Source organism: Cryobacterium inferilacus (assembly GCF_019599185.1).
In the GTDB taxonomy this organism is placed as follows: Bacteria; Actinomycetota; Actinomycetes; order Actinomycetales; family Microbacteriaceae; genus Cryobacterium; species Cryobacterium inferilacus.
The window spans coordinates 1-16,562 of the sequence record NZ_JAIEUL010000019.1 but is presented as its reverse complement, the minus strand read 5'-3'; the positions used below and the strand labels follow the sequence as shown (position 1 = coordinate 16,562).

General features: G+C 67.1%; 17 protein-coding genes. 6 read left to right on the top strand and 11 right to left on the bottom strand.

All coding sequences use genetic code 11. The features are described 5' to 3' along the window. Positions 1 to 119: 119 nt before the first annotated feature. From K2F54_RS15205 to K2F54_RS15195, 3 genes are all read right to left on the bottom strand, one after another. Positions 120 to 389 (bottom strand): PqqD family protein, encoded by a 270-nt coding sequence (locus K2F54_RS15205; RefSeq protein ID WP_220606699.1) that lies wholly within the window; start codon positions 387 to 389, stop codon positions 120 to 122. Positions 390 to 460: 71 nt separating this feature from the next. Beyond that, positions 461 to 1,435 (bottom strand): UDP-glucose 4-epimerase GalE, encoded by a 975-nt coding sequence (gene galE / locus K2F54_RS15200; RefSeq protein ID WP_220606698.1) that lies wholly within the window; start codon positions 1,433 to 1,435, stop codon positions 461 to 463. 46 nt (positions 1,436 to 1,481) lie between these two features. Further along, positions 1,482 to 2,051: a YdcF family protein gene (locus K2F54_RS15195; protein ID WP_220606697.1), complete on the bottom strand. Its 570-nt coding sequence runs from the start codon at positions 2,049 to 2,051 to the stop codon at positions 1,482 to 1,484. A gap of 287 nt (positions 2,052 to 2,338) precedes the next feature. Between K2F54_RS15195 and K2F54_RS15190 the strand changes: the two genes are divergently transcribed. The 5 genes from K2F54_RS15190 (at position 2,339) to lepB (K2F54_RS15170) (ending at position 7,100) form a co-directional block, all read left to right on the top strand. Beyond that, a complete protein-coding gene (locus K2F54_RS15190) occupies positions 2,339 to 3,433 on the top strand; it encodes a glycosyltransferase (RefSeq protein ID WP_220606696.1) in 1,095 nt (364 codons plus the stop codon). Then, positions 3,430 to 4,149 (top strand): signal peptidase I, encoded by a 720-nt coding sequence (gene lepB, locus K2F54_RS15185; protein WP_220606695.1) that lies wholly within the window; start codon positions 3,430 to 3,432, stop codon positions 4,147 to 4,149. Before K2F54_RS15190 ends, lepB (K2F54_RS15185) begins: the two co-directional genes overlap by 4 nt. Then, the gene (locus K2F54_RS15180) at positions 4,149 to 5,084 is read left to right on the top strand and encodes a nucleotidyltransferase family protein (RefSeq protein ID WP_220606694.1); all 936 of its coding nucleotides are present in this window, start codon (positions 4,149 to 4,151) and stop codon (positions 5,082 to 5,084) included. The genes lepB (K2F54_RS15185) and K2F54_RS15180 overlap by 1 nt, the downstream gene beginning before the upstream one ends. 236 nt (positions 5,085 to 5,320) lie before the next feature. After that, entirely contained in the window at positions 5,321 to 6,391 is a 1,071-nt protein-coding gene (locus tag K2F54_RS15175) for a glycosyltransferase (RefSeq protein ID WP_220606693.1), read from the top strand. 7 nt (positions 6,392 to 6,398) lie between these two features. Continuing rightward, positions 6,399 to 7,100: a signal peptidase I gene (gene lepB, locus K2F54_RS15170; protein ID WP_220606692.1), complete on the top strand. Its 702-nt coding sequence runs from the start codon at positions 6,399 to 6,401 to the stop codon at positions 7,098 to 7,100. A 157-nt stretch (positions 7,101 to 7,257) separates the two neighbouring features. On the opposite strand, the gene K2F54_RS15165 is transcribed toward lepB (K2F54_RS15170), so the two are convergent. From K2F54_RS15165 to K2F54_RS15135, 7 genes are all read right to left on the bottom strand, one after another. Next, positions 7,258 to 8,136: a hypothetical protein gene (locus K2F54_RS15165; RefSeq protein WP_220606691.1), complete on the bottom strand. Its 879-nt coding sequence runs from the start codon at positions 8,134 to 8,136 to the stop codon at positions 7,258 to 7,260. Between the two features lie 206 nt (positions 8,137 to 8,342). Continuing rightward, a complete protein-coding gene (locus K2F54_RS15160) occupies positions 8,343 to 9,458 on the bottom strand; it encodes a P-loop NTPase family protein (RefSeq protein ID WP_220606690.1) in 1,116 nt (371 codons plus the stop codon). A 176-nt stretch (positions 9,459 to 9,634) separates the two neighbouring features. Beyond that, the gene (locus K2F54_RS15155) at positions 9,635 to 10,360 is read right to left on the bottom strand and encodes an ABC transporter ATP-binding protein (protein ID WP_220606746.1); all 726 of its coding nucleotides are present in this window, start codon (positions 10,358 to 10,360) and stop codon (positions 9,635 to 9,637) included. Positions 10,361 to 10,439: 79 nt separating this feature from the next. Next, a complete protein-coding gene (locus tag K2F54_RS15150; protein WP_220606689.1) occupies positions 10,440 to 11,918 on the bottom strand; it encodes an ABC transporter permease in 1,479 nt (492 codons plus the stop codon). A gap of 371 nt (positions 11,919 to 12,289) precedes the next feature. Further along, positions 12,290 to 12,739 carry a hypothetical protein gene (locus K2F54_RS15145; RefSeq protein ID WP_104277455.1) on the bottom strand — a complete coding sequence of 150 codons (450 nt, stop codon included), beginning with the start codon at positions 12,737 to 12,739 and terminating at the stop codon, positions 12,290 to 12,292. 54 nt (positions 12,740 to 12,793) lie between these two features. Continuing rightward, complete coding sequence (locus K2F54_RS15140) at positions 12,794 to 14,089, bottom strand: Y-family DNA polymerase (RefSeq protein ID WP_104277456.1); 1,296 nt, start codon at positions 14,087 to 14,089, stop codon at positions 12,794 to 12,796. After that, a complete protein-coding gene (locus K2F54_RS15135; RefSeq protein WP_308287693.1) occupies positions 14,079 to 14,504 on the bottom strand; it encodes a LexA family protein in 426 nt (141 codons plus the stop codon). Before K2F54_RS15135 ends, K2F54_RS15140 begins: the two co-directional genes overlap by 11 nt. Positions 14,505 to 14,911: 407 nt before the next feature. Here K2F54_RS15135 and K2F54_RS15130 point away from each other — a divergent pair, with 407 nt between their 5' ends. Next, the gene (locus tag K2F54_RS15130; RefSeq protein ID WP_220606688.1) at positions 14,912 to 15,361 is read left to right on the top strand and encodes a hypothetical protein; all 450 of its coding nucleotides are present in this window, start codon (positions 14,912 to 14,914) and stop codon (positions 15,359 to 15,361) included. 274 nt (positions 15,362 to 15,635) lie between these two features. Here the strand turns inward: K2F54_RS15130 and K2F54_RS15125 are convergent, their stop codons facing one another. After that, positions 15,636 to 16,058, bottom strand: coding sequence for a hypothetical protein (locus tag K2F54_RS15125; RefSeq protein WP_220606687.1), 423 nt, complete (start codon positions 16,056 to 16,058; stop codon positions 15,636 to 15,638). Between the last annotated feature and the right edge of the window lie 504 nt (positions 16,059 to 16,562).

The window sequence follows — 16,562 nt, the reverse complement described above, 5'->3', positions numbered from 1 at the left end:
GCCAGCACAGTCATGCCCGCCCATACTACTGGCCCTCGTCGGCGGCGAAGATCGGCGAGGCGCCCGGCTCTCTTCGTGCGGCGTGCGGCTGGACCGGCAAGCGTCCACGGCCAGGCGCGCTACTGTCCGGGTGATCCGGCGGCGTCGCCGTCGCCGCCCGGCAGAAGCAGTCCCGTGCGTACCAGCACGGCCAGCGACGCGAGCACGTCGCGTCGCACCGCCGCCAGATCTGCGCCATAGCGCTCGGCGAGCACCCGGGCGATCTCCTCGGCACTGCGCCTGTCATCGATCTCGCGCCACAGCGCGACGCCAGTGCCCTGCAGCATGTACGGCTCGCACCGGGGATCGTCCAGGCGCAGCACCACGACATGGTCGTCGGAGTCGGTCACCGCCAGTGCGTGCGCGCGACGGACCGGGGGTGCGGCGCCGTTCGCGGGAGCGGAGAAGTCCGACGGCATTGTCATGCGGCGCGCGCGGCGCGGAATCCGTCCCAGGCCGACGCGATGATCTCGCGCAGGCCGAACCGGGCCGACCAGCCCAGTTCCGCGCCGATTCGCGACGCGTCGGCGATGAGCGTCGCCGGATCGCCGGGTCGGCGGGCGCCCACGATCGGCGGCGTGGCGATGCCGGTGACGTCTCTGATGGTCGCCAGCACCTCGAAGACCGAATATCCGGTGCCCGTTCCGACGTTGACAGCGGCCGGTACCGGGCCGCCGGCGGCGAGGGCATCGAGCACCGCCAGGTGTGCGTCGGCGAGATCGGCCACGTGCACGTAATCGCGGATGCAGGTGCCGTCGGGCGTCGGGTAGTCATCACCGAAGACACGCGGCGCCTCGCCGGCGCGAAGTCGCTCGAACGCGATCGGGATGAGGTTGGTCGCGAACCGGTCGGCGAGCAGCTCGCTCCCGGCCCCGGCAACGTTGAAGTAGCGCAGCGACACGGCGCGCAGCCATCCGGCGCGCACCGCGCCCCCGACCATCCACTCCCCCGCGAGCTTCGTCTCACCGTAGGGGTTGATCGGCTCGGGAGTGTCGCTCTCGCGCGCAGGCTCACCGGTCCCGCTGCCGTAGACGGCCGCCGACGAGGAGAACACGAGGTCAGAGACCCCGGCCGATTCCATTCCCAGGAGCAGGTTCGCCAGCCCACCGACGTTCTGCCGGTAGTACCACGCGGGTCGCTCGACGGACTCCCCGACCTGCTTCTTCGCCGCGAGGTGGACGACGGCGTGCACTTCGTGCTCACGCAGGACCGCCTCGACCTGATCGGCCGCATCATCGGACGCGAGGTCGCACGATACGAGCGGGAGGCCCGAGACACGCTCCGGGACTCCCGTGCTGAGGTCGTCGACGACCACGACCGATTCCCCGCGCAGCTGCAGGGCGGCCACGACATGGCCGCCGATGTATCCGGCGCCGCCGGTCACGAGAACACTCACGGGACCCACGATAGTGGCCGGCGTCGGGCCGGCTGCGGCCGGCCGCTCAGCATCCGGGGGTCCAGACCGCCTTGGCCAGCGCCGCCGATTGGTAGAGGAGTTGCCTGCCGCCTTCGAACAAGGACAGACCGGCGCCGTCGGAGACGACGAGCAGCCGGCCGTCGAAACACCGCCCGAACAGCAGCCGCGCACGGGCCGCGTGATACGTCGAGGTCACCACGAGCGCGCTGCGCCAGCCGTGCTCGATCGCCAAGCGGCCGAGCATGCGCGCTTCGCCCTGCGTCGTGAACGGATCGGGCACCTCGCAGATGACGGGATACGGCCGCGACTGTCGGCACGGAACGACGTTGCTCGCATCATCGATGCCGTAGTCGTCCACCGAGATCAGCAGTGTCGCACCGAGCTTGTGCGCCATGAGGTCCTCGGCGACATTCACTCGCTCGGGCACCGGGCGGCCAAGGACCACGATCACATCGACGGGATCCGGCTCATCGAGCGGCGGAAAGACGAGCACCTGGAGCGCTACGGCCCCCAGGATTGCGCACACGGTTGCGCATACGACCACCGTGCGCCGCATCCTGCGCGTGCGGCGCCGCGGCCGGTCGGCGGACGGCATTGCTGACATGGTCCGATCAAACACCATCGGAGGGGGCGATCCAGGGGCGGATCAGATGGTATAGTCTGCTTCAGATTGCCCTCGGACCCGAAAATTCGTGGGCGAGTTGTCGGAGATTGACCATTCGGCCCGCGCGGCGGATCAGATCACGACGTGACACTCGACGCCGTCTCTGGGGGACACGTGGGAACATCAATGCCTGCTCGGGTGCGGTCGTGGGACCGCCGTTGCGCACCTCCCGCCTCCGCGGGCTCTGTGCAGCCGGACGACAGCATCCGACTGTCCCGATGACCGCCTCGGCTTCACCGGTGACGATCGTGGCGCACGACTACCTCACCCAGCGTGGCGGTGCAGAACGGGTCGCGCTCGAGATCGCGCGCCAGCTCGGCGCACGCGAGATCATCACGTCCGTCTTCGACCCGGCCAACACCTTCCACGGGTTCGACGAGTTCACGATCACCGAGAGCACCTCGCGCGCACTGCACTCGCTGCGCGGCGACATGCGTTGGGGCTTGCCGCTGCTCGCGCAGGCATGGTCCCAGATGCCCCCTGTCGACGCCGACGTGCTCGTGTGCAGCTCCTCGGGGTGGGCGCACGGGCTGCCGACCACCGAACGCACGAAGAAAGTGGTCTACTGCCACAACCCTGCGCGCTGGCTCTATCAGCGCGCCGACTACGTCACGGATCAGTCGCTGCCCGTGCGCGCGCTACTCGCCGCGCTGACGCCGCGGTTGCGCTCGTGGGACCAGCGCGCGGCGCAGTCGGCTCAGCTGTACGTCGCGAACTCGGTGTCGGTGGCCGCGCGCATCGAGCGCGTGTACGGCATTCGCGCCGAGGTCCTGCATCCCCCCCTCTCCATCGACGTGACCGGCCCGCGCGACGCTGTTCCCGGCGTGCCCGACGAGTACTTCCTGTCGGTGTCGCGCGCCCGCGGCTATAAGGGCACGTCGCTGCTGATCGACTCGTTCGCCCGCATGCCCGAGCGAACCCTGGTCATCGTCGGTGTCCAGCCGTCGCCCTCGCTGCCGCGCAACGTGCTTGCACTGGGCAATGTGTCGGAGGCGCACCTGCGCTGGCTCTATGCCCACACACGCGCCCTCATGTCGATGTCTCACGAGGACTTCGGACTCACCCCGATCGAGGCCAACGCGTTCGGGCGTCCGGCGCTCGTGCTGCGTGCGGGCGGGTTCCTCGACTCGACCGTCGAGGGCGTATCGGGACTGTTCATCGACGACGAGACGGTGGATGCCGTGATCACAGCCGTGCGCACATTCCCCGCCGAGTGGAACACGGAGGCGATCCGTGCTGCAGCGGAGCGTTTCTCCCCCGCGTCATTCGCCCACAACCTCCGCGAAGTGATCGCGGGGGCGCGCGCACTGTGAGCGGGGACGGCGGGCTGCAGCCCGCGACTGCGCAGACGACGCGGTGGCGACGCATCACGCGCTCGGTCTGGTTTCAGCTCGCTCTGGCGTTCACCGTCATGGCGCTGGTGCTGAGCTTCGTCGCGAAGCCCTACGTCGTCCCGTCAGAATCCATGGACGAGACTCTGCAGGCGGGTGATCGCGTGCTGGTCAACCGGCTCGCGTTCGCCGGTTCGTCGCCGGTACCCGGAGACATCGTGGTCTTCGACGCCGATGAGGCCTGGGACGGCGATGCGCCGGCAGCCGAGGATCCGCTCCGTTCGGTGCTGCGGTGGGCGGGTGAGGTGAGCGGATTCGGTCCGTCGGGGCGACATACGCTGGTCAAGCGGGTGATCGCCGGGCCGGGTCAGGTCGCTGCGTGCTGCACGGACGACGGAGCGGTCACCGTCGACGGCGTGCCGCTGGACGAGCCGTACGTGTTCGAGGACTTCCCCTTCGAGCCCGGCGCCGTCGATTGCACGTCGACCCCCCGCTCGTCGCGCTGCTTCGACAGCGTCACGGTTCCCGCGGAGTCGTACCTGATGCTGGGCGACCACCGCTCAGGCTCATCGGACTCGGCCGCTCGATGCCGAGTCGTGGATGCCGATCAGGATTGCTGGCGTTGGGCGAGCCGCGACGGCATCGTCGGAAAGGCCGTCATGATCCTGTGGCCGATCCCGAGGTGGGGTCTGCTCTGATGCCGGAGAACACCGAGCCTGCAGCGGCCGAGCTGCACCTCGAAGACGCCGTGCTGCTGGCGACGGCCCTGTCGCACCACATCGCGCACCGCGCCGGCATCCGCGCGCTCATCCTCAAAGGACCGCTCGCCGCAGCCCAGGGCCTGCGTGAGCAGAGGCAATCACAGGACGTCGACGTGCTCGTCGACCCGGCGCGGTTCGACGACCTGCTGGCCGCCTTCGCGCAGTATGGATGGATTCCGCGCCCGACACCGGGCTTTCCCCTCATGCTCGAGCTGCACTCGCGCACGCTGGTGCATCCGGGTTGGAACTGCGACATCGACGTACATCACTACTGGCCGGGATTCATCGGCGAGGCCGGGACGACGTTCGACCACGTGTGGCAGCGACGGCAGTCGCTCTCGGCTGCCGGCGTCGAGGTCGACACCACGGGGCGCGCCGACACCGTACTCGTGCTCGCGCTGCACACGCTGCGCGAGGCCGGCTATGCCGCCGCCGAGAGCCGCAAGATGCGCGATTACACCGCGCTGCTGGCACGTGTTCGCGACGACGAGGCACTCGCGTGCGCGGTTCTCGCCTGCGCACACGACACCGGTGCGCTGCAGACGGCGCGCCCTTTTCTGCTCTCCCTCGGCTTCGACGTCCCCGAAGACGCACACCCGTCCGAGGCGCTGCGCCGCTGGCGGCTGCACGCGCACGCGCGTCACCGCATGACGGCGTGGCTGCTCGAACTGCGCGGAGCGTCGTTCACCCACAGGGTGCACGTGATCCGGCGCGCGGTGTTCCCCACCGCCGATGAGCTGCGCGCCATCGATCCCGCGATCGGACGCGGTGCGCGCGCGGTCATCGCCGGCTGGTGGCGCCGCCTCTCCCGCGGCGTGCGATCGGCCCCCCAGGCGATTCACGATCTGCGGGCGCACTACCGCTCACGCTGAAGCGGCGGCGCGCTGCCGGGCGTCGACGTGGATGCGGGCTGCTGGCGCGCTGCCTGCAACAACGAGAGGCTCAGGCCGTTCCGTAGCGCCCGAAACTCGTGGGAGCACTGTTGCTGATCGCCCCGTCGGACGACGCCGCAGAGCAGATCACGAAACCATTCGACGCCGTCTCTGGGGGACTCGTGGAAGTATGGACGCGTGCGCATGCAATGAGCACATCGTCATCGCCTGTGACGGTGGTCGCTCACGACTACCTCACTCAGCGCGGCGGCGCAGAGCGTGTGGCCCTTGAAATCGCCCGTCGGCTCGACGCGCGCGAGATCATCACGTCCGTCTTCGACCCTGCGAACACGTTCCAGGGGTTCGACGAGTTCACGATCACCGAGAGCACGTCACGACTGCTGCATTCGTTCGGCGGTGACATGCGGTGGGGGCTTCCGCTGCTCGCCCCGGCCTGGTCGCGCATGCCGGTGGTCGACGCCGATGTGCTCGTGTGCAGTTCCTCGGGCTGGGCGCACGGGCTGCGCGCACACCCCGACACCCTGAAGGTCGTCTACTGCCACAATCCCGCGCGCTGGCTGTATCAGCGCGAAGACTACGTCAAAGACCAGTCGAAGCCCGTCCGGGCAGCCTTGGGCGCACTGGCCCCGCGGCTGCGCGGCTGGGACCAGCGTGCCGCACGCACGGCCGACTTCTATCTCGCGAACTCGGTCTCTGTCGCCGAGCGCGTCAAGAAGGTCTACGGCATCCGCGCCGAGGTGCTGCATCCTCCGATGTCGATGGACATCGCCGGACCCCGCTCCGAGGTCGCGGACGTGCCCGATGAGTTCTTCCTGTCGGTCTCACGAGCTCGCGGATACAAGGGCACGGCACTGCTGATCGACGCCTTCGCGCGCATGCCCGAGCAGACCCTGGTCATCGTCGGGGTCGATCCGTCGCCCTCATTGCCCACCAATGTGATCGCTCTCGGCACCAACCTGCCCGAGCCGAAGCTCCGATGGCTCTATGCCCACACGCGAGCCCTGATGTCGATGTCGCACGAAGACTTCGGGCTCACGCCCGTCGAGGCCAACGCGTTCGGCAACCCCGCCCTAGTGTTGCGTGCCGGCGGATTCCTCGACTCGACCATCGAAGGCGTCTCGGGGCTGTTCATCGACGACGAGACGGTGGACGGCGTGATCCGCAGTGTGCGCAGCTTTCCTTCGGAATGGGATGCCGACGCGATCCGGGCAAGCGCCGAGCGATTCTCGCCCGCGTCGTTCGCCCAGAACCTCCGCGCCGTGATCGCGGGCTCGCTCACGCTGTGAGCATCGCGTGAGCGCTGAGATCGACCATCCGGGGCGGTGGCGACGGATCACGGGCTCCGTCTGGTTCCACCTCGCGCTGGCGTTCACGGTCGTGGCGCTCGTGCTGAGCTTCATCGCGAAGCCCTACGTCGTTCCGTCGGGATCGATGGACGAGACCCTCCAGGCGGGTGATCGCGTGCTGGTGAACCGGCTCGCCTACCTCGGCTCGCCGCCCACGACAGGCGATGTGGTCGTCTTCGACGCCGGCGAAGCCTGGGATGGCGGCGCAGCGCCGAGCGAAGATCCGATCCGCTCAGTGTTGCGCTGGGTGGGCGAGGTGACCGGGTTCGGTCCGTCAGGGCGGCATACGCTGGTTAAACGGGTGATCGCCGGGCCGGGCCAGGTCGCCGCGTGCTGCACCGATGGCGGCGCGGTCACCGTCGACGGCGTGCCGCTCGTCGAGCCGTACGTGTTCGAGGATCTCCCCTTCGAGCCGGGCGCTCTGGACTGCACGTCGAACCCACGGTCGTCGCGCTGCTTCGACAGCGTCACCGTTCCTGCGGAGTCGTACCTGATGCTCGGAGACCACCGTTCGGCGTCATCCGACTCAGCCGCTCGCTGCCGAGTCGCAGACGCCGATCAGGACTGCTGGCGGTGGGCGAGCCGCGACGGGATCGTCGGGAAGGCCGTCGTCATCCTTTGGCCGATCACGCGGTGGGATCTGCTCTGACACGCATCGACCGGTGGCGCGGGCTCTGAGGACCGCGTCACCTTGGATGGGACGGAGACGTCAATGCGAAGGGATCACACCGGCATTTCGGTGTGACCCCTTCGCATTGACCGGGCTCACCTCGGCGACCCTTTGACGTGCCGACGCGGGTCAGGAGTTACCCCTGCCCGGCGCTGGGGTAGAGTCCGTATGCATCGTAGGGAGGACTAGGTAGATAGCCCCAGGGGCCGCCGCCGTTGAAGTACCAGATTCCGTTATTCCACGCGCCCACGCCGGTGTCGTAGGTACCAAGATTCTCACCACCCGATGTTGTGGCCTGGATCGTGACCGGCGATCTCCAATAGATCCACCCGGGCAGGTAAGAGTTGTCACCGTTGACGCCGGAAATCCACGCATTAGGAATATTCGCGTTGAGAGCGAACGTGACGCTGCCGCCGGGCGCGAGGGTACCACTCATGGTGAAGTACGTGTCAGCGAGCAGCAACCACACCTGCTCCCACGCGGCCCCCGTTCCGCTGCCTTTTACGTTCTGCACATATGTCGAGTGATTGACCGGCGTATTCCAACCGCTCACGTTTGCCGGACTAAACAATGTGCCACTACCGGATGCGAACACATCCTTGGTGCCCCAGTTGTTGAACGCACTGGTGTTGTTGCCGGTGGCCTGGTTCCACATCCGGGGGAAGGAGAAGTTGACCCTCAGCGTGCCGGTGAAGGTCCCTTCGCCGACATTTTGGATGACGAACGCTCGGCGGAAGTCCGTCGGGTTAGCGGAACCACCAGCATTGTAGTTGCTGCCCGTGTTATATCGCCCCTCGGCGCCACCGAGAGGAGCGACTCTGAGGTCCGCCTGAAGGTTGAACTCCCCGCTCGCAACCGCCGCTGGTGTCGCCGCAGCCATCGCGATGACCGGAACCGCCCAGGCGGCAGCGGTCAGAGTACCCCGTCTGCTGACCTCGGCTTTCCAGAGCGTCTCGTCCCGCCGAGTGAGTTCGGAATTCGGAATGGCTGATGATTCGGGATCTCGGTCGTTCACGTTTCTCCATCCATCGTGCGTATCGTGATTACCCCAGGCATCACGCGCTCGGCCACGCTGCAAGCGTTTCCAGTCTGGCGCCAGACTATTGGGCTCATAGTACTTCGCGCAACTAGTACTTCGCGCAACGCGACGCGATGCGCCGCTCGACTTCATTCTTCCTCATCGCGGTTTCGGGCGGCTGCGCCGCCGCTCCGTCGACACGATCAGTCCTGTCGCCGCACCACCACGCCGTGCGCGCTGAGCTCAGCGATCGCCGCCGCGACGGCGGACGCGGCATCCGATTCCGCCGGCTCGCCGTGCGCCCGCACGACGACCGATACCAGCTCTTCGTCCGAACGCCCCGTGGCGTCGCTCCACAACGTCGGCCCGATGCCGCTGATCACCCGCAGGATCGCCCCCTCGTCGGTGTCCGGCTGCAGCAATGCCACCCGACGGGGGTGGTCCAGGACAAGAGCATCGAGATAGGCCCCGCGAAAAAGACCGGTTGTCATTCTGTGCTTCGACGTGCGTTCCCCGCCGTCAGCCTGCGGCTCACCGGTCTCGCTCACATCGATGACGATCGCGTCAGGATCGCGAAAGAGCGGGGCGAGCCCTTCGACGAGGCTCGTCGCCTCACGGTAGACGACACGGTGAATACCGCCGACGGATGCCGCCAGCGCCGCAATCGTCCGCAGCGGGTGGGGCAGATCTGCGAGGTAGCTGGTCTGCTCCACGAGCTCGCCGAGCACGTCGCCCAGATCGCACTCCTCGAGCATAGGCACGTCGGGCCCGTCGGGGCGTCGATCCAGCAGGACGAGCGCAGCCACTCGCAGTTGCGGCGCCGGCAGAGCGCCCAGGCCGAGCTCGCCCGGCGGACGCTGCGCCTTGACGGCCACCGCGCCTTCGATGATCGACAGCGGCTTGCGGTACGGCTGCACGCGTCCGGATCCATCGATGGCTATCGTCTCGTCGGTGACGTAGCCGTAGCGTTGCGCCAGCGCCCGCACCGCCGTCGTCTTTCCGCGACCCGATGGCCCGATGACGACGACGACATGTCCTCGCTCGTCGGCGATGCCCGCTGCGTGCAGCATCCATGCCTCGCCGCGCCTGGCCTCGATCGCGGCGAGCGTGACGCGCTTGGAGAGCGAGGACAGCAGGCGTTCGATCGGCACCCCTGCGGGCGCCACCACGGTGACGTCGACGGGGATCGACCCGTCGGACGAGGATGGCGCGGCGTCGGCCCACACTCGCGCGACCTCAGCGGCGTCGGCCGCATCGAGCGCCGACACATCGATGCGGATGACCGCGCCGAGGGCGCTGATCAACGGGTCATGTGGCACACCGGCTACTGTACTGAACCGCCCACCGATACCCCGTCCGCGTGCGATCTCGACCCCATCGCCCGACCGGACGTCGTCGACGGCGAGAAGCAGGGCGCGTCGCGGTCGGCGATGCGCCCTGCTCCCCGGGTTGAAGGTGGTCGTGGCGAGAGGAGAGTCCTCGGAGCTCTCCTGCGTCAGCGCGTGATGTCTCGCACGGTTCCCTTGTCGAGCCGGAGCCGGCGGTGCGCGCGGCGTGCGACGGCCGAGTCGTGCGTGACGACGATGAGCGTGAGCCCCTCGGCGCACAGCCCCTCCAGCACGGCGAGGATCTCGTCGCGCATACTCTCGTCGAGGTTTCCGGTCGGCTCGTCGGCCAGGAGCACGCGCGGGCGCTTCACGATCGCGCGGGCGATCGCGACACGCTGCTGCTGACCGCCTGACAACTCGGTGGGCTTGTGGTCGGTGCGGTCGGCGAGGCCGACGTGCGCGAGCGCCTCGGCGACGCGCGTCGCACGCTCCGCCTTCGGCAGACCGAGCGGCTCGAGGGCCATGTCGACGTTCTCCGCCGCGGTCAGCGTCGGGATCAGGTTGAATCCCTGGAACACGAATCCGATCTCACGCGCGCGGACGCGCCCGAGTTCGGCATCCGAGGCGTTCGCAAGATCCGTGCCCGCGAGCATCACCGAGCCCGACGAGGGTCGGTCGAGGGCTCCCAGAAGCTGCAGGAGCGTGGACTTGCCGCCACCGGTCGGGCCCTGGATCGTGACGAACTCGCCGGCGCCGATCTCGAGCCCGACACCGGTCAGCGCCTTGATCACGCGCTGCTTCTGCCGATAGGTGCGTGTCACATCGGTCAGTCGGTAGAGCGCCGCGGTCGGGGCATCCCCCACTCCGGCCGGGCCGGTGTCGATCATCGTCATGTCTTCGTCTCCTGTCGTGGTGAAGCTCGTGAGCGGCTTCTTGGTGAGAGCGGGCGGGGCGATCTCGGTCATCGCCGCGTCACCCGACCGATCGCAGCGCTTCGGCGGGGCTGAGCCGGGCCGCGCGCCATCCGCCGAACGCACCGGCGACGAGTCCGCCGAGCACCGCGATGCCCACGGCTGCCACGATCACCCACAGGGTGACGGGTGCCTGCAGAACGATGTCGGTAGAACCCTGCTGCATGACCGCGTTGCCGAACGCGCCGTCGCCGGGACCGCCGCCCGCGCCTCCGGGGCCGCCCTGGGTCGACGTTTCGGCCGCGGCCGCCGTCGAGATCGTCGGCGAGATGAGGTTGATCGCCACGATGCCGGCGAAGCCGAGCACCAGACCCACGACGCCGCCGAGGAGTCCCTGCACCGCGGATTCGCCCGCGACCTGTCCGACGACGCGTCCGTTGGACCAGCCGATCGCCTTGAGCGTGCCGAACTCGCGCGTGCGGCGCGAGACGCCCGAGATGGTGAACAGCACGGCCAGCACGAGCGCGACGGCGAGCACGATCACCGAGAGCCAGGTGCCGAGGTTCGTGATGAGCGAGGAGGCGCTGGAGAGCGAGCCGGAGACGGTCGAGGCGAGGTCGGCCTGCGAGCTCACCGTGGTGTCGGGCAGTGCCTCTTCGAGATCGGCCTGCACGGCCGCGATCGCGTCGGACGATTCGGCCTGTACGTACACGGTCGAAACGACCGCGCCGACGCCGGAGAGCGTCTGAGCGACATCGAGCGGAATGTACACGTTCGACGCCGTGTCTGCCTCGTCCGAGGTCGATGCCACGAGCCCGACGACCTCGAAGTCCTCGCCGCCGATGTCGATGGTGTCGCCCACGACGACCTCGGCCGTCGCAGCATAGGTCGCGTCCAGTACGGCGACGTTCCCGCCCTCGTCGCTGCTCTCGAGCGCGCGGCCGTCGCTGATCTCGACGGCCGACAGCGGCCCGACAGCGGTCGAGGTGGGGTCGATGCCGAGCACCGTGAACGAGTCGACGCCGAACGAGCCGCCTCCGAAGCCGCCGCCTCCGCCCTCACCTTGCGGCGGAGTTCCCTGCGTGCCGCCTTCGGTCGTCGTGGTGTCGTCGGGGGCCGCCGGCAGCTCGCCCGAGAATGTCATGTTGGTGAGGCTGAGTGTGGCGGATGCCGCCGACACGCCGTCAACGGCGGTCACGGTGTCGAGGGTGCTCGCGTCGAGCGTGGCGCGCATCGGCTCCGAGACGAGCTGCGACTGGCTGAGCTCGGTCGTGCCGTCCTCGCCCGTCGCGCCGCCCTCCTCGCCGAAGTCGAACCGCTGGCCGCCGCCCTCCCCGGGCTCGGGCATGGCACCGGTCACCGTCAGGTCGGTGCCGACGCCGTAGACCGACTCGAGGGCCTGCGCCTGCGCGTCGCGCACGCCTGCCGCGAGCGAGTTCACGATCATCACGAGTGCGATGGCGATCGCGAGGCCGGCGGCCACGATGATCGTCTGCTTCTTGCGGCCGACGAGTTCTCGCCGCAGATACGTTCCGTACATGGGTCTCCTCCCGGCACGCCTTCTGCGGCCGTCGGGGTGAACCTACGGAGCGCTCCGATGGGGATTTCCAGTGCGAGCGCCGAGCACGTCTGCGAGAACTGTCGACTTTCCCGCTCCTGGTGGGCCGGCGAGGATGATCGCCTTCTTCTCCGAGCGGACGTCGGGAAAGTGAGCGCGGTACTCGTTCACGAGGCGGGCGTGCATGAGTCGGCGGGCAGCGCGAGGCTGGACCGATCCATCCGACTCCTGGGTGAACCAGTCCCGGTTGTTGACCGTCGCGCGCTCACTCGCAGGGCTCAGTGGGCCTCCCGCCCGAGCCCACGCGCGCACCGTCTCACGGTGCGCGGCGATCGCTGACGAGTCCTCCGCCGTCACCGACCTTGCTCGCTGTAGCGGTCAAGGATCTCGTCGTACGCGTCCGCGTCGATCAGGTGCTCAGTGAGAGCGCGACCTACTTCCTCGAACTCCCCCGGGTCCAAGGTGGTCCAGTCGTAGCCATCGCTGGGCGAGCCTGGACGATACGGCCAGCGGCCGAGCTCATCGATGACTTGCTCCCGTGTCAGCTCTCCCGCGTCGTAGCGCTGGGCGATTTCGTAGGGCGTCGCGCCAGAGAACCCGGGACGCACGTCGGGCACTGCGGCCGCAGACTTCAACGCACTGTTGACCGACGGCTGCGAGATGCCGATGTCGCGGGCGAGCTGCGACTGAGTGGTGCCTTCGGCCGCCGTCCGCAACGCGCGGAGGTACGACACGCGGGTTACGACCTGCAAGCTGCGTAGCCGGCGAACAGTGTCCCCATTGGGCCTCTCAGCGATCGACACGGCAACCACCTCCTATAGAACATTCTATCCCAGCGCGAGAGCAGCCGACAGAGGTCACCGTGCGTGCGCGGTTGCCAGTTCTCCCCAGTGCGTTGTCGCGCGCAGCGACAGCGCATCGCGTTTCATCGTCCACACCGGTCCTTTGCGGATGCCGGCGAGGCCAAGGCCGACCGCGGAGCGGCCGTGGCGCTTCGTCACGGCGTCGATCGTGGCGCCGAGGCCCTTGGTGTCGAAGTCGTTGTCGAACACGTCCAGCAGGGCGTGAGAGCCCTTCGCAGACAAGTTGGTGAGGATGACGCCGGCGCGCACGTAGCGCGCACCCTCGCGCAACCTGGGCACAAGGGTGCCGGTGGCGGCCTTGACGATGGTCACCGGGTCGTCGGTGGGGACGGGGAAGCCGGCCATGCCGCCGGCGGACTCGTAGGGCGCGTCGGCGTAAGGCGACGTCGACGCGAACACGCTCATCGTCTTGGTGACCGACCCCTGCGCTCGGAGGCGGTGCGCGGCACGCTGCGCGTAGACGGAGAGCACCTGTTCCATGTCCGCGATCGTCGTCACGGGTGAGGAAAACGAGCGCGAGAAGATCAGCTGGTCCCGGACCGTGCGTGCGGCCTCGAGCGGGATGCAGTCGATTCCGCGCAGCTCGTAGACGGAGCGCTGCAAGACGACGGAGAACTTCTTGCGGATGAGGATGGGATCGGCGTCGCGGAGGTCGCGGATCGTGTGGATGTTCAGCTCTGCGAGGCGCTTCGCGGTGCGGCCGGCGACGCCCCACAGCTCGGTGACGTGTTGCGAGGCCATGAGGCCGTCCATCTGCTCGGGGGTGTACCAGTCGGTATCGCACACTCCCCCGAGGCTCGGGTGCTTCTTCGCCCCGCCCTTGTTGACGAACTTCGCGAGAGTCTTGCTCGGCCCGAAGCCGACGCACACCGGCAGGCCGACGTTCTTCGCGACGGCCGCGCGCATTGCTCGGCCGATCTTCTCCCGCTCCGTCACATCGCCGTCGACTCCGACGAAGCTCTCATCGATCGAGTACACCTCCTGCCAGGCGGAGTACCGGCCCAGCAGCTCCATGACGCGCGCGGACAGCTCGCCGTACAGCTCGTAGTTGCTCGAGCGGGCGATGACCTCGGGGAGCCGGCCGGCGCGGATCAGGGGTTCGATCTTGAACCAGGGGGTGCCGTTCTCGATGCCGAGCTGCTTCACCTCGTCGCTCCGGGCGACCACACACCCGTCGTTGTTGGACAGGACGACGACGGGCCGGCCGCTGAGCTTCGGATCGAACAGCCGCTCGCAGGAAACGTAAAAACTGTTGACGTCGATGAGGCCGATGCGCCGCTCAGAGCGCACGGTGGAGCCGGTGAAGGCAGACGGTGACGACGCCCCACACCTGGAGGTCGCTGAGCTCGGGGACGAGGATTGGGGGGTAGTCGGGGTTCTCGGCGCGCAGCACTACTCCCCCGCGGTGTAGTTCGAGCCGTTTGACGGTCAGCTCGCCGTCCAGGATCGCGATGACGACGCTGCCGTGCGTGGGTGTGATCGATCGGTCGACCACGAGCTCGTCGCCGTCGCTGATGCCGGCGCCGGTCATGCTCTCGCCGGACACTCGGACGATGAAGGTCGAGGTCTTGTCTCGGATCAGGTGGTCGTTGAGGTCGAGAGAGCCGTCGAAGTAGTCCTGCGCCGGCGATGGGAAGCCTGCGGCCACCGCGTCGCCGGTGACGAGGAAGGCGATGGAGACGGCCTCCTCGGCGGGTGTGGCTATGCGGTCCACGACGGTGACACTCACGTCGCCCTCCCTCACTTAGTCGAACGTGTGTTCGAATGCGTTCGAGTGTAGGTCGACTCCACCGACATGCGACCACGCGTCAGTCAGCGGGCGGCCAGACGGGCACGGATTCGGGCGTTCTAGCCAGATACATATATAGTTTCAAACGGCCCCGAACTCGGAATACAGCGAAAAGAGGCCCTGACCACCACATCGCTGTAGACATGCGGGCTCTCGGTTGATCCGACTACACGACACATTCGCAGGCAGCGTCTCCAAATCAAAGCGACTCATGAGCCATGAGTATCGAACTACTTGGAGCTTGAGGTAAAGCATCCGTTGATCGTGCGCCTGGCGAGCTAGGGTGACAGTGCTCGCACTTCTCGACGTTGATGGAGGTTGCCTTGTCACCGGTCCTCATCCGTCAGGCCGAATCAATGCCCGGTGCCGGCCATCAGCATCGGCGTGCACCGATCATCATCATGGCCTGTGTAGCCCTCTCCTCGCTTGCCAGTTGCACCACCGCTGAGCCCCCACTCCCTGAACCGAGCGGACTGCTCACATACCCCCTCCCAGAAGACTGGTACGGGATGGCCGGGCTAAAGATTGGAACTCTCGCGTTCGTCGACAACTGCGTTCGTTTCGATGATGGTGCCATTCCGGTGTTTCCCGACTCCCTCACCACTTGGGATGGGACGACACTCACGTTTGCGGGCCAGGAGTACCAGATGGGCGACGAGATCTCGATCGGCGGCGGGAGTCTTGGCGGGCGGGAGTCGGTATCGACACCGATCCCCGAATCCTGTGGGACAGGGGCGGTCATAATCGTCTCCCCGCCGTCGCGCTCCGAATGAGAGTCCTTGCGGCCTCACTAGTGTCGATCAGCAATGGGATACCATCCAAAATGCGAATGTGACTCGCAACCTACGTGTCTCGTATCCCATGGGATTCGAGACGCGGGCGGGCGATGAGCAACAGGTGATTTGTCTCGCATCCAGACCTGTCTCGCATCGTCCGGATACGAGACAGCCGGACGAAACCGATCCAGCCGCGAAGCTACAGTCCGTTCTCACCAGCAACGGAGCGGCGTCCAAAGGCGCCACCACGTTGCGGTCAGCTAACGATGTGTCACGCCGCCGAGGCTTCGCGTCGAAGGCCAGCAATTCCTAAGTAGGCGAGCACGGTCGTCCCGCAGATTCCGATGAATCCGGCCAGAAAGGGTGCGTCCACGCCGAAGCCGCCGACGAAATTCACGACCGCGTACCCCGCCACCGCCAGTCCAACCAGGAGGACGTATGACAGTCGAACGAGCCATCCGATTGGCGAACGAACGAGGGACGTCAGGATCACGGCGGTCATCGGCGCAAGCATTATCCCGCCGAAAAGCAACGCGGGCGCCACGCGTACATCACGACCTGGGCAGGGACCCATGAGAATGCAGATCGTTGAGAATCCCTGAGCCATCCAGAAGATCAGCCAGGTGACGACGACAATGACGACGGCGGGTAGCAATATCCTGAAGCGAGTATTCGCCTGTACGCCAGAGGTCATGTCAAGAGTGTCCCACTCATGTGCGAGCGGCAGATGTGCGTAGAGTCATGGAATGTCGAACCCACAGTCTCAATCCAGGAATCTCTGGTGGTTGATGGCCGTGATTGGAGTACTGGTTGTCGCCGCGTGCATCACCCTGATGAGCGGGGGGGGGCTTTCGATGTGGCTGGATCAGGAGCCTGAAGGTGAACTTGGGACTCTAGTAGGTAAGATTTTGCAGCTCGAGACCTAATGCACTCGCGCGGGCAACTCTTCTCTGAGGGCGCAGCACTAGAGGTCGTCACCAACAGGCGTGTCGCGATACCTGTATGTCTCGAATCCCATGGGATACAAGACGCTGTCTACCCGCTCTGAGCCAACACGAGCAACCAGGTCAATGCGCCAAATAGCGATCACAGAACGCCGCCATATAGCGCCGAAAGTCACAGCTGACTTGTTTGCCCAGGTTTTGGTGTTGTGTTTGCAGGCCGGGTTGGGGCGTTTCGGGGTGGTCGCGATCGATGG